Here is a 13,066-nt window from a genome sequence, read left to right as displayed (position 1 = left end):
CTCCATCCTGGACCGCCCGTGCCGCGCGCGCAGCCGTCGCGCGGGTCAGACGGGGGGCCGTCCGCCCGTCATACGGCGGTTCTGCACGAGCCGGGAGACGTCGCTGCCGGTGACGATGCCGACGGGCCGGCCGCCCTCGACGACGATGACACGCACCCCGCCGGCGCCGGGGCGGAGGCGGTCGAGGGCGTCGTTGACGAACTCCTCCGGCGTGCCGGTGGTGGTCAGCGACAGAGGGACGGCGACGTCGCGGACCCGCACGTCGGCGCGGCGCCCGGCCGGGACGGAGGTGAGCCGCCGCAACTGCACCACCCCGCTGAGCCGGCCGTCGAAGTCCACCAGGGGCAGGGTGGAATGGCGGGCCGCCACCGCGACCTCGTCGATGAAGCGGTCCACCGGCAGCCAGTCGGGGGCCGTCACGACGGGCGCGGACATGGCGTCCGCGAGCCGCACGCCGCGCAGGGCGGCGTTGACGACCGCGCGCTGGCGCTCGGCACCCGCCGTGAGCGCCATGAAGAGCCCGACCAGGGCCAGCCACAGTCCGCCGGCCACGCCGCGGGCGAAGGCGAGCCAGCCGCCCACGACGAAGAGGAAGCCGAGGATCTGGCCGCCGCGCCCGGCGACCCGGTCGGCGCGGTCGCGGTCCCCGGTCCGCCACCACAGCAGCGCCTGCAGCACCCGGCCGCCGTCCAGGGGCGCGGCGGGCAGCAGGTTGAAGACGCCGAGCAGCAGGTTCGCCCAGCCCAGCCAGATCAGCAGCGCCCCCGGCAGCGAGCGCGGGGCCGCCGCGTCCACACCGGCACCCGCGCCCAGCGCGGCGCCGCCGATCAGCAGGCTGGCCAGCGGGCCGCTGACCGCCACCAGGAAGGCCGCGCCCGCGGAGCCGGGCCGTCCCATGCGCGTCATACCGCCCATGGCCCACAAGGTGACGTCATCGACCGACAGGTGCTCGCGCCGTGCCGTCGCCGCGTGGGCGACCTCGTGCGCGAGCAGGCTCGCCATCAGCAGGACCGCGCCCGCCGCCGCCGCGACCGTGTAGAGGGTGGCCGACAGGCCCGGGACCCAGGCGGGCAGCGTCTCTCGGCCGAGTCCGTAGGCGAGCAGCACGACGAGGACGGGGACGCTCCAGTGCATCCGGAGCGGAACCCCGAACACGCGTCCGACCTGGACCGAACCGTTCATGACTCCTCTCTCCAGTGTCACTCGGCCCGGACCGTACCGACCCGGTGCTCCTGAGGGCTCACCCCCCGCACCCGTTTGAACGCGGCGCTCAGCGCGAACGGGCTGCCGTAGCCGACCCGGCGCGCGACGGCGCCGAGCGTGGCGTCCGGCTCCAGCAGCAGATCGGCGGCGAGCGCCAGCCGCCAGCCGGTCAGGTACGCCATCGGCGGCTCGCCCACCAGCTCGCCGAAGCGCCGGGCCAGCGCGGCCCGTGACACACCCGCCTCGGCGGCCAGCCCCGCCACCGTCCACGGGTGGGCCGGGTTGTTCTGCAGCAGCCGCAGCGCCCGGCCCACCACCGGATCGGCGAAGGCCCGGTACCAGGCGGGGGCCGCCTCGCCGCGCCGGGCGAACCACGTCCGCAGTACGCAGATCAGCAGCAGGTCCAGCAGCCGGTCGAGCACCGCCTCCTGACCCGGCTCGTCCCTGACGATCTCCTCGGCCAGCAGCGCCGGCAGCGGGCTGTCCCACTCCCGCGCCGGGAGCACCAGCAGCGTGGGCAGGGCGTCCAGCAGCCGCCGGCCGACCGCGCCGTCCAGCAGGTAGGTGCCGACCAGCATGACGTCGCAGCCGTCGGCCCGGTTGCCCCAGGTCCGTACCCCCAGCGCCATCGCGTCGGCCAGGTCGTGGCCGTCCGCGGTGCGGCACACCTCGCCGGGGAGGATCCACGCGTGGGGCGGGGTCGAGGGGAGGTCGGCGACCGCGTACGGCGCCGGGCCCCGCGCCACGGCCACGTCCCCCGGCAGCAGCCGCACCGGTGCGCCGTCCTCGGGCACGATCCACGCCCCGCCGCGCGCCACCGTCATCACGCACAGCGGCGCCCGGTCCTCGACGCGCACCGACCATGGCCGTTCCATGGCCATGCGCAACAGGAAGGCACCCCGCGCACGGGGTCCGTCGAGCAGGCCCGAGAGTGCGTCCATGCCGTCCACCGTAGACGTCCGCGTATGGCTGCGGTCCCTCCTTCCCATGCTGCGTCTCACCCGGGCGCGGCTCGGACGACGGAGCCCCGGTGACGTCGGGTGACTGTCCGGATCCCATACGTCACTTACGCGTCAGGGGCGGCAGGGGTCGGCCATTCCTGTGGGAAACCTGTGGGGATTCTGTACGCGAACGGTGACGCATGGTCTCGTGTACGCGACGCCGAACGGGGTGCACGACCCGGCGTCGCAGATCCCTCAACGACCTGAAGGGAATCCCCCCATGACGTTACGTGCGATAGCGATGAGCGGTGCGGTCGCCGCCTCGCTGCTCGGACCGCAGGCCTGGGAGCCGGACGGCGCCACCCCGCCCCCGCCGGACCGGATCGTCATCGACGTTGCGACGGTCAACGGTTCGGGCTGTCCGGCCGGTACCGCCGCCGTCGCCGTCTCGCCGGACAACGAGGCCTTCACCGTCACGTACAGCGCCTACGTCGCGCAGGTGGGCGTGGGCTCCAAGCCCACCGACTTCCGCAAGAACTGCCAGCTCAACCTGAACGTGCACGTGCCGCAGGGCTTCACCTACGCGATCGCCTCCGCCGACTACCGCGGCTTCGCGCACCTGGAGCGCGGTGCCTCCGGCGTGCAGAAGGCCAGTTACTACTTCCAGGGCTCGCCCGAGACCAACGCCATCAGTCACACCTTCCGCGGCGCGCTCGACGACAACTGGCAGTCCACGGACAGCGTCGACGTCGCCGCGCTGGTCTGGGCGCCCTGCGGTGAACTGCGCAACTTCAACATCAACACCGAACTGCGGGTGAGCGCCGGCAGTTCGGACCCGTCGCGGACCACGAGCTTCATGACGATGGACTCCACGGACGGCAGCATCAGGACCACCTACCACCTGGCGTGGAAGGAGTGCCCCGGCGTGTGAGCGCCCCGGCGGGCCCAGGACCGGGCGGCGCGCGCCGCCCGGTCCGCGGCCGGTTCCCTCCTGTTAAGGGGCGGTGATGGCGTCGGCGACGCGTTCGGGTTCGTCGACCTGGACGTAGTGCCCGGCGCGCATCAGCAGGCGCAGTTCGCTGTGCGGGAAGATCACGGAGAACTGCCGGGCGACGCGGGTGTTGAGCCAGCGGTCGCGGGTGCCGAAGACCACCCGGACCGGCGGCTGGAACTCGCGCATCTCCGGGATGCGCCGGCGGCGGCCCAGCACCGCGTGCAGCAGCTCGTCGTTGAGCCCCCAGAACGCCGGGCGTGCCGCGGGGAACTGGGCGTAGAGCCGCTCCACGTACGCCTCGCGCAGTTCCGGGTCGCGGATGAAGCCGCCCACCTGCCAGGTGTAGAGCCTGCGGTCCAGTTCGGGCCGGCGCCTGGCGACCGCGCGGGCCGCCGAACGCAGCAGCGGGGTGGAGTACAGGGCGATCGCCGGAGGACGGCGCAGCGCGGGGGTCCAGTGGTAGTAGGTGTTGAGCAGCACCAGCCGGGCCACGCGGTCGGGGTGGTCCAGCGCCCAGTCGATCGCGGGCGGTCCCGAGGCGTCGTGCGCCACCAGGACCAGGCGCCGGTCCGTGCGGCCCGCCGCGAGGGCTGCGGCGACGGCGGCGAGGTCCTCCACCTGCTGCGCGACGGTGTAGGCGTGGCCGGACGGCTTGTCGGAGCGCCCCCACCCGAGGAAGTCGAAGCGCACGACCGGCAGTCTGCCCGCGAGGTGCGGGAGGAGGCGGTCGTACAGGAGGCTGCTGTCGGGGAAGCCGTGCATCAGGACCGCGGGCGCCCCGGGACCCGGGGTGATCTCGGCGTGCAGCCGGTAGGGGCCGCGCAACACGGCCAGTGCCTCGGTGGCCGGGGCCATGGCAACCTCCCTCGGCCTGTGGGCCCCCGTGTGATTCAGCCTAACGCGGTACGTCGCAGGGGTTGTGGGAGCGCTCCCATGGCGCGCATCATGCCCGCATGACCCCACGCGCCGTGATCCGCCCGTACCGCCCGGAGGACCGGGCCGCCGTCTACGACATCTGCGTGCGCACCGGCCACGAGGGCGGTGACGCGCGGCACCTCTACACCGACCACGACCTGCTGCCGGACAACTTCGCGGGGCCCTACGCCCACCTCGAGCCCGAACTCGCCTTCGTCGTCGACGACGGCACGCGCGCCGTCGGCTACATCGTCGGCACCGCGGACACCGCCGCCTTCGTGCGTCGCTTCCGCACCGAGTGGCTGCCCCGGCTCGAGCACCGCCATCCGAAGCCGTCCGGGCCCCCGGTCACCCCCGACGAGGAGATGGCCGAACTCCTGCACCGTCCCGAGCGCATGATCGTGCCCGAACTCGCCGGGTACCCCGCGCACCTGCACATCGACCTGCTGCCCGGGTACCAGCGACGCGGGTACGGAAGGGAACTGATGGGGCGTCTGTTCTCCGCCCTGGCCGGCCAGGGCGTCGGCGCCGTCCACCTCGGCATGGTGACCGCCAACACCGCGGCCCGCGCCTTCTACGACCGGATGGGCTTCCGCGAGCTCCCCGTCCCGGACCCCGGCCCCCTGACGTACCTGGGTCGCGGGACGTCGGCAGCGGACTGAGAGGATCCGGCATCGTCCCCGGTGGAGGAAGGGGGGCGTCGCATGGAGTCGCCCTCCCGAGGCCGACCGGGAGCCCCCGCCCCAGTACCGGGGCGGGAATCGCAAATCGCAACCCCGCCCCGCGGACCGGGCTGTGGGGCCGGGTCGTCGGTGACTTCCGGTTGCCCGCCAGGCCGGATCCGCCCCTGGAGGCGTTCGCCGCACGGCTGAGGCCGTCCGTCGAACGCAGCACCGGCGCCGCCGACACGGAACCGCTGTCCGCCCTCGCCGCGGCCCGGATCGGCGTGTCGCCGTCAGGAGGCCACGAGGCGACCGTCACCTGGGCCGACGGACCGGCCCACCGGGCGCGGCCGACCCCGGCGGAGGCGGTCGTGGAATCCTCGCCCCCGGACGGTCGTTGAGGCAGCCATGAGCGACAAAGACCTCCTCAGCCTGCTCGCCGACTTCAACGGCGGCGTGCTCGTCACCCTCAAGCGCGACGGCCGCCCGCAGATGTCCAACGTCAACCACCACTACGACCCGGACACGAGGGTGCTGCGGGTCTCCCTCACCGACGACCGGGCCAAGACCCGCAACCTGCGCCGCGACCCCCGGGCGAGCTACCACGTCACCACGCCCGACCGCTGGGCCTGGACCGTCGCGGAGGGCACCGCGGAACTCACCCCCGTCGCGGCCGAGCGCGACGACGCGACCGTCGAGGAGCTCATCGACCTGTACCGGGCCGTGCAGGGCGAGCACCCCGACTGGGACGACTACCGCCGTGCCATGGTCGAGGACAAGCGCCTCGTACTGAAGCTCCACGTCGAGCGCGCGTACGGCCAGCCCCGCCCCGCGTAGGCCCCTCCGGCGCTGTCCCGCCGCCCGCGCCCGGTGGGGCGGGCGGCACCCGGTCCGCGACGGTGAGACCATCGGAAGTGCGGGACACGATCTCCCGCACCGGCGAACGGCCTGGTCACAGCCGTGCCATCGGTCCTGCGCGGAGCCGGCGGGCCACCGCGGGCCGATCCCGCAAAGGGGCGCGGAACCGGAATGACCGGTGTAGGAGTTGTCGCTGTACATACTGGTTCTGCCGGGGCCGGACGGCTCACGGCACGTTCGTGACCGCCGACCAACGGGAGGTGCCGTGTCCGGCTCCAGTCCGAAGCGTTCCCTGCTCTCCAGCCTCATCCCCGCCTTCGGCGACAACCCCTACGGGGAGAGGATGGAGCGCATCCAGAGGTCGCCGAACTTCGCCGACGGGGTGTTCACCAACCCCGTCGGCGCTCGTACGGCGCCCTCCGGATCGATGCTGCGGTTCGCCCGGACGTACTTCCGCAAGGGGGAGCGGATCCGCAGGGCCCCGGCCGGGGACATCCCGCTGCACGCCACGACCCTCGCCGACCTGGCCGCCCCGCCCGCCTCGGGCCTGCGGCTCACCTGGATGGGCCACTCCACCGTCTGGGCCGAGATCGACGGGCGCCGGGTCCTGTTCGACCCGGTCTGGGGCGAGCGGTGCTCCCCGTTCTCCTTCGTCGGCCCCAAGCGCCTCCACGAGCCGCCGGTGCCCCTGAAGGAACTGGGCGAGGCCGACGCGATCGTCATCTCCCACGACCACTACGACCACCTCGACATGCCCACGATCAAGGCGCTGGCCGGCACCGGCACCCGTTTCGTCGTGCCGCTGGGCGTCGGCGCCCACCTGGAGCGCTGGGGCGTCCCCGCGGACCGCGTGACGGAACTGGACTGGCACGAGTCGACGCAGGTCGCCGGCCTCACCCTCACCGCGACCCCGGCGCGGCACTTCTGCGGCCGGGCGATCCGCAACACCCAGCACACCCTGTGGGCGTCCTGGGTCGTCGAGGGGCCCGAGCACCGCGTCTACCACAGCGGCGACACCGGCTACTTCCCCGGATTCGCGGAGATCGGCGAGGCGTACGGGCCGTTCGACGCCACCATGGTGCAGATCGGCGCCTACAGCGACTTCTGGCCGGACATCCACATGACCCCCGAGGAGGGCGTCCGCGCCCATCAGGACCTGCGCGGCGCGGTCATGCTCCCCATCCACTGGGGCACGTTCAACCTGGCCCCGCACCCGTGGGAGGAGCCCGCGGAGGGCAGCGTCACCGCGGCGCTCGCCGTGGGCGCCCGCGTCGCCGTGCCGCGCCCCGGGGAACCCTTCGAGCCCGCGGCCGGGCTGCCGCTCGACCCCTGGTGGCGGGCGATCGCGCACGGGGCCGCCGCGCGCACCTGGCCCGCCCTCACCGACGACGCTCGGCCGGCCGCCCCGCAGCCGGACAGCGCCCCGGCCTGAGCGGCGAGGGGCGGGCGCATCGCCGCGCCCGCCCCTCCTGCGCTGTCCGTCAGCCGTCAGCCGTCAGCCGTCAGCCGTCAGCCGTCACCCGCCGCGCGCATGAGCCGGGCCGTTGCGGCGAGGGCCGGTCGCGGCAGCCCGGTCGGGAAGTCGGGGCGACGCACAGTCCGGCATCCGCGCGGGCGTACGGCACCCGTGCGGGCGTCCGGCAGGACCGCGGTCACCGGGCCTCCCCGAGGGTGGTGAAGGCGAAGCCGAACGAGGCCGGGGTGGCCTCCAGCCGGTAGCGGGGCAGCACCCCGGGCCCGCAGGACTGGCTGCCGATGCCGTGCAGGGCGTGGTCGAGGTTGACCCACAGGGTCTCCCCGGGCACCAGGTCACCGGTGTGCGCGGCGGCGTCCAGCTCCTCGGCCGTCCAGCGCCGGGCCGTGAACCAGAAGGGCGGGGCCCCCTCGATGGCCACCCCCGTCCCGTCCTCCCGGCGCAGCCGCACCCGGCGCACGTCGGCGCGGGCGCCGTTCTCCTGCGGCCGGACGTACGGGGTCTGCAGGGCGTCGACCGTCGCCGTGTGGAGCCCGATGCGGGACGCGGCCCGCGTGTCGGGGTAGGCCTCGCCGGGGCCGCCGCCGAACCACTCGGCCCGGGTCAGCGTCCCGCACAGACCGAGGCGGACGCCGAGCCGGGGGAGCGGCAGCGTCCACCGCCCCTCGGGGGTGACGTCCACCGCGAGGTGCAGCCGGTCGCCGTCGGCGGTCCAGCGGTAGACCGTGCGCAGCCCGCGGGTACCGGCGGCGGGGGCGACCCGGGTGGTGACGGTGAGCGTGTCGTCCCCGGCGACGACGCCGTCCACCCGGTGCCGCATCCGGTGCAGGCCGGCCTCCCGCCACAGCAGGCCGAAGCGCGGGTCGGACTGCCAGGGGGCGCCGATGTCGTTGTCCGTCGGGGCCCGCCACACGTCCAGTTGGGGGCCGGCGAGGGCGAAGCCGTCGAGCAGCCGCAGTTCGCCGGTGGCCGCGTCGAAGGTGCCCGGTCCCAGCAGCACCACGCCGCCCTCCGCGTGCCGGGGGCGGCGCGGTGCCGCCGGGGCGCCCGGCGGCAGGGCCGCCCGCGACCCGTCCGGGCGGTCGGCGTCGGGCCACTGACCCCACGCCACCTCGTGACCGGCAGGCGCCCACGGGGTGTCCCGCGCCAGGACCGCCCGCACCTGCCAGAACGCCTCCCCGGCGCCTTCGGCCGGGGCCGGCTCCGGCAGCTTCAGCTCCGTCGTGCCGCCCGCGGCGAGCGGCGGCACCTCGAGTCCGCCGTGCGCCGCGGCCACCCCGTCGACCTCGTACGACCAGGTGAAGCGCAGGTGGGAAAGGTCGGCGACGTCATGGCGGTTGGTGACGCGGACCGTGCCCGTGACCGGGTCGCCCTCGATCCGCACCGGCTCGATCACCTTCTTGTACTCGACCAGGCCGGGCGAGGGCGTCCGGTCGGGGAAGAGCAGCCCGTCGCAGACGAAGTTGCCGTCGTGCAGTTCCTCGCCGAAGTCGCCGCCGTAGGCGAACCAGCGCGCGCCGTCGGGGGCGCGGCGCGCGATGCCGTGGTCGATCCACTCCCAGACGAACCCGCCCTGCAACCGCTCGTGGCTCTCGAACAGCCGCTGGTACTCGGCCAGTCCGCCCGGTCCGTTGCCCATGGCGTGCGCGTACTCGCACAGCAGGAAGGGCATCGCGCGCCGCCTGGCGTCGAGCGCGGGATCGTCCAGGGGCTCCTCCTCGCGTCTGCCGATCCGCTCGACCTCGGCGTGCCGGGCGTACATGCGGGAGTACAGGTCCGTGTCGGCGCAGGTGCGGTCGCCCTCGTAGTGGAGGGGGCGGTCCGGGTCGCGCGCGCGGATCCACCGGGCCATCGCGGTCAGGCCGCGGCCGGTGCCGCACTCGTTGCCCAGCGACCACACGAGCACGCTGGGGTGGTTCTTGTCGCGCTCGACCATGCGTGCGGCGCGGTCCAGCAGGGCGGGGGTCCAGCGGTCGTCGTCGACGGGATTGCCCTCCCAGCCGTCCTCGGCGAAGCCGTGGGTCTCCAGGTCGCACTCGTCGACGACCCACAGGCCGAGCTCGTCGCACAGGTCCAGGAAGGCGGGGTGGGGCGGGTAGTGGCTGGTCCGCACGGCGTTGATGTTGTGACGCTTCATCAGCAGCAGGTCCTCGCGCATGGTGCCGAGGCCCAGGGCGCGGCCGTGCTCGGGGTGGAACTCGTGGCGGTTGACCCCGCGGAAGAGGATCCGGGAGCCGTTGACCTTCAGCACCCCGTCCTCGACGCCGACCGTGCGGAAGCCGACGCGGAACGGAACGCGTTCGCCCGCGCCGGTGAGCACGGCCTCGTACAGCCGCGGCACCTCGGCGCTCCACGGCTCGGCGGGCACGGTGACCGGCTCGCCCACGGCGATGTCGATGCCCAGCTCGGGCACGGTGACCCGGCCACCGGACGGTGCGTCCACGCGCAGGGTGCCCTCGCCGCTGGTGTGGTCCCAGCCGGCGTGCACGAAGAAGTCGGCGACGCAACCGGCGGGCCGGTGCAGCAGCGTGACGTCCCGGAAGACGCCGGGCAGCCACCACATGTCCTGGTCCTCCAGGTAGCTGGCGGACGACCACTGGTGGACGCGGACCGCGAGCACGTTCCCCCTCGGCCGCAGCAGGTGCCCCACCGGGTACTCGGCGGGCAGCCTGCTCCCCTTGAAGACCCCCACCTCACGGCCGTTGAGCCAGATCCGGGCACAGGAGTCGATGCCCTCGAAGCGCAGCACCGTCTCTCCGCCGGCGGGCCAGTCGTCCGGCAGCGCGAAGGTGTGCCGGTGGTCGCCGGTCGGGTTCTCCGTCGGTACCCGCGGCGGGTCGACGGGGAACGGGTAGCGGACGTTGGTGTAGGCGGGCGTGCCGTGGCCCCCCAGCACCCAGTGGCCCGGCACGGCGAGGATGTCCCAGCGCGAGGCGTCGAAGTCCGGCCGGGCGAAGGCGGTGTCCTCGGCCGTGGCGGTCGGCGAGAGCCGGAACCACCACAGGCCGTTCAGGCTCGTCCGGGCCGCGTCGGAGGCCGGCACCCAGGCCCGGGGCGGCAGGGCGCCGTGGCCGGGGGAGAAGTCCTCGTAGTAGGGGAGGTGCGGCCCGGCGGCCGGGGAGCCGGACGGGTGCGCGGGCATGCTCATACGACTCCTCGGTCGGCCCTCGATGCCGGTCTGCCGTTCCCTGCGGTGTGCCGCCGGCGCGCGCGGAGCCGCGGCCGCCGCGGCGTTCCCCGGACGTACGTCGTGGAGGGGCGGCGGTGAGCGGCGACGTGCCGCCCGCCGTTCTCCCGCGGCCGTTCACGGGCCGGCGCGACCCCGCGCGAGCGGCCGCGCGGATGCCGTCCGACGTCCGCTCCACCCCCGGGGTCCCCCTCCCGCGCCGCCGCCGGCGCCGACGGGACCTCACGCTAGGGGCCGGGCGGGAGCCGGACAAGCACTTCGCGCGCACCCCGCCGGACGTCACTCGGCCGGGAACGGGCCGCCCGCGATCCGCAGGGCGAGCGCCACGACGTCCACCGGGCGCGTGGTGTCCACCCGGTGCACACTGCCCAGGCCCAGCGGTTCGGCCATCTCGGTCCAGAACCGCCACTCCTCCTCGGGGAAACGCGCTCCCTCCGTGTGCACCGGGTGCCGCGCCGCCGCCCGGTCCCGGAACCTGCGGCGCGCGGTGTCCGGCGGCACGGCGCACCACACCTCGTGCACCTCGGACGCGCCCGCCCGGGCCAGGCCCGCGGCCACCACCGGCCGCATGTGCGCAAGCCAGGGGCTCTCCAGCACCGCTCCGACGGGTGCGTCCGCCAGCAGCGTCCACAACGTCTCGCCCGCCGCGGCCCCCAGGCAGCGGCTCCACTCCCGCGTGCCGCCGCCCGCCGGACGCAGCGCGCCCAGCGCGTCGGCCAGGGTCTCCTTCACGGAGTCCTTGCTGAACAGCGGGAGCTCCAGTTCGCGGGCGAGCATCCGGGCGAGGGTCGTCTTCCCGGCGCCGGGCAGTCCGTTGACCAACACAGCCAACATGCCACCACCTTAACGACTCCGACGGCGCCGGAGGAGGACGCCGCCCCGCGTTCCGCGCGGCACCGGGTGCCTCACGGGTGGGCAGCCGCCGCCTCCTCGGTGACGTCGATGCCCGTGAACCGGGCCCAGTTGCGCCCGATCTCGCCCCAGGCCGCCACCGGGCCGCCGCCCAGACGGCCGGTGAACAGCGGACGCAGATCGGTGTCGCGCTCCGCCCACGCCGCGGAGAACTGGCTGCGGGTCACCCGCAGGCTGGTGTTGAGCTGGACGACGGCCGCCCGGGCGCAGTCCTCGCGCCATTCGTCGTCCGTCCAGGCGGCGGACCCGGCCGGGGGCCGCGCGGCGAGCGCCAGACTGAGGAAGCACGCCGCGTTGTAGTTGACCAGGTATCCGGCGGCGGCCCGGTTGGAGCCGCGGTGCCGGGGCGCGGAACCGGCGATGCCCGCCTGGCTGTGGGTGGCGCCGCCCACGTGGTCGGCGCCGGCGCGGTGGTCGGCGTAGAGCAGCCGGCGCAGCCCCCAGTCCGGGCCGCCCCACAGCCGGCCCCAGCGCGCCCAGCCCCCGGTGACCTCCCTCGCCACGTTCCGGAACGCCGTGCGCAGTTCCTCGGGACGGGGCGAGTCGTTCGCGCGCAGCACCTCGGCGGCGCTGGCGATCCGCACCGCCCCGCGGAAGGAACGGCGGCGGGTGCGCAGGGACGGACGGGGCCGCTCCATGGCCCACCACTGCCGCCAGTAACGGCGCTCCCCGAGGTTGCGGCGGCCGGGGAGCAGGGTGCGGGCGTACCGCCGCACGATGGCACGCCGTGACAGACGCCCGAGCAGCAGCTCCAGGTGCTCCCGCGAACCGGGCTCGCGGCGGCTCGCCCGCTCCGCCTGCTGCGCCGGGTAGCGGCTCTCCTCGGCGCGGGCGATGGAGAGCCGGTAGGCCGTCTCGATGTGCTCGGGCCACAGCTGGACGCAGTACGTGTAGATCTCGACGGCCTGCCGGATGTAGTCCCCGGGGTCGGCGACCCCGGGGAACTGGCCCATCAGCTCAAGGACTCCCGCCTGGTGCAGCCGGACCGTGAGGTTCCCCGGCACCAGCGCCGCCGCCTCCTCGAAGTGCCTCAGGGCCCGTTCGTGCCCGGCCCGTTCGGCGCCGACGTCCCGGCGCTTGTTGGCGGCCAGCGCGTCCTCCTGCGCCTTGGTGCCCATGCGGTAGAGACGGTACGCGTCGGGGTCGTCGCCCCAGCTCTCCCAGCGGGGGATGCGGTCCTGCGAGCGGGGGTCGGCGAGGATCTTGACGGTGCAGTAGCAGGCGATGCGCTCGTACAGCTCCCGGTCGGCGTCCCGCCTGTCCCGGTCGGTGGCGCCCGCCCCCGGCGCGCGGCCCTCCATGATCGTCGCCGCCACCACCGTGTTCTTGGGCATGTACAGGATCCGCACCGAGAAACGGGCCGGCTGGTCACCCGTCGACAGGCGGTGCAGCATCACGTGGTACGCCCGGGGACGGAAGAACGCGAGCCGCTTCATCACGTCCACCCAGCCGTGCGGGGAGGAGGCGGTCTCGGGCGCCGGGTCGGGCCCGATCGTCGTCCCGCTGCCGGGGGTGAGGACGTTCGGGCCGAGCGCGTCCGCGGCCATGTGCTCCGTGATGTACGCGGCCAGCTCGGCGGTGGCCGCCGACTCGTGGTCGGGGCCGCCCGGCCCGCCGCCGTTGCCGCGGTGGCCGTTGCCGTGGCCGCCGAGCAGACCGCGGTCCTCGCACACCACCACGGGCAGCAGCCGGTTGCCGCGATGGCGCCGCAGGAGCCCCGAACCCAGCCGTACCAGGCCGATGAACACGGCGACCGCGAAGATTCCCAGCACCCACACCGCGGTGCCCCCGGACTGCTCCCAGAACCCCTGAGGCCACGGGCCGCCGTCCCCGGCGGCCGTTGGCGCGGCGAAGACCGTCCCCATGGCACATCCCCCCGTCACATCCCCTTTTGTGTGCTCTTATGGAGATCCCCGCAAC

Annotated in this window: 11 protein-coding genes; 5 read left to right on the top strand and 6 right to left on the bottom strand. The window is 74.7% G+C overall.

Annotation, left to right across the window (positions count from 1 at the left end; all coding sequences use genetic code 11):
- Positions 1–45: 45 nt before the first annotated feature.
- Positions 46–1,182 carry a site-2 protease family protein gene (locus ACFW3D_RS06515; RefSeq protein WP_500502057.1) on the bottom strand — a complete coding sequence of 379 codons (1,137 nt, stop codon included), beginning with the start codon at positions 1,180–1,182 and terminating at the stop codon, positions 46–48.
- Positions 1,183–1,199: 17 nt separating this feature from the next.
- Complete coding sequence (locus tag ACFW3D_RS06510) at positions 1,200–2,144, bottom strand: AraC family transcriptional regulator (protein ID WP_500502055.1); 945 nt, start codon at positions 2,142–2,144, stop codon at positions 1,200–1,202.
- 280 nt (positions 2,145–2,424) lie between these two features.
- Between ACFW3D_RS06510 and ACFW3D_RS06505 the strand changes: the two genes are divergently transcribed.
- Positions 2,425–3,075 (top strand): DUF4360 domain-containing protein, encoded by a 651-nt coding sequence (locus tag ACFW3D_RS06505; protein WP_500502054.1) that lies wholly within the window; start codon positions 2,425–2,427, stop codon positions 3,073–3,075.
- A 63-nt stretch (positions 3,076–3,138) separates the two neighbouring features.
- Here the strand turns inward: ACFW3D_RS06505 and ACFW3D_RS06500 are convergent, their stop codons facing one another.
- Complete coding sequence (locus ACFW3D_RS06500; protein ID WP_500502052.1) at positions 3,139–3,993, bottom strand: alpha/beta fold hydrolase; 855 nt, start codon at positions 3,991–3,993, stop codon at positions 3,139–3,141.
- Between the two features lie 98 nt (positions 3,994–4,091).
- Here ACFW3D_RS06500 and ACFW3D_RS06495 point away from each other — a divergent pair, with 98 nt between their 5' ends.
- The 4 genes from ACFW3D_RS06495 (at position 4,092) to ACFW3D_RS06480 (ending at position 7,005) form a co-directional block, all read left to right on the top strand.
- Complete coding sequence (locus ACFW3D_RS06495; protein WP_500502050.1) at positions 4,092–4,715, top strand: GNAT family N-acetyltransferase; 624 nt, start codon at positions 4,092–4,094, stop codon at positions 4,713–4,715.
- A 161-nt stretch (positions 4,716–4,876) separates the two neighbouring features.
- On the top strand, positions 4,877–5,116 hold the full coding sequence (locus ACFW3D_RS06490; protein WP_500502048.1) for a hypothetical protein: 240 nt from the start codon (positions 4,877–4,879) through the stop codon (positions 5,114–5,116).
- Between the two features lie 7 nt (positions 5,117–5,123).
- Positions 5,124–5,552 (top strand): PPOX class F420-dependent oxidoreductase, encoded by a 429-nt coding sequence (locus ACFW3D_RS06485; RefSeq protein ID WP_500502046.1) that lies wholly within the window; start codon positions 5,124–5,126, stop codon positions 5,550–5,552.
- Positions 5,553–5,838: 286 nt separating this feature from the next.
- Positions 5,839–7,005: an MBL fold metallo-hydrolase gene (locus ACFW3D_RS06480; RefSeq protein WP_500502044.1), complete on the top strand. Its 1,167-nt coding sequence runs from the start codon at positions 5,839–5,841 to the stop codon at positions 7,003–7,005.
- Positions 7,006–7,225: 220 nt separating this feature from the next.
- Here ACFW3D_RS06480 and ACFW3D_RS06475 read toward each other — a convergent pair whose 3' ends face one another.
- The 3 genes from ACFW3D_RS06475 to ACFW3D_RS06465 form a co-directional block, all read right to left on the bottom strand.
- Positions 7,226–10,195 (bottom strand): glycoside hydrolase family 2 TIM barrel-domain containing protein, encoded by a 2,970-nt coding sequence (locus ACFW3D_RS06475; RefSeq protein ID WP_500502041.1) that lies wholly within the window; start codon positions 10,193–10,195, stop codon positions 7,226–7,228.
- A gap of 318 nt (positions 10,196–10,513) precedes the next feature.
- The gene (locus tag ACFW3D_RS06470) at positions 10,514–11,068 is read right to left on the bottom strand and encodes a P-loop nucleotide/nucleoside kinase family protein (protein WP_500502039.1); all 555 of its coding nucleotides are present in this window, start codon (positions 11,066–11,068) and stop codon (positions 10,514–10,516) included.
- A 71-nt stretch (positions 11,069–11,139) separates the two neighbouring features.
- A complete protein-coding gene (locus ACFW3D_RS06465; RefSeq protein WP_500502036.1) occupies positions 11,140–13,011 on the bottom strand; it encodes a tetratricopeptide repeat protein in 1,872 nt (623 codons plus the stop codon).
- Positions 13,012–13,066 lie beyond the last annotated feature (55 nt).

It is taken from the genome of Streptomyces sp. NPDC058864, assembly GCF_042742985.1.
Lineage (GTDB): Bacteria > Actinomycetota > Actinomycetes > Streptomycetales > Streptomycetaceae > Actinacidiphila.
The sequence above is the reverse complement of the archived record's forward strand: the minus strand, read 5'-3'. Positions and strand labels throughout refer to the sequence as shown.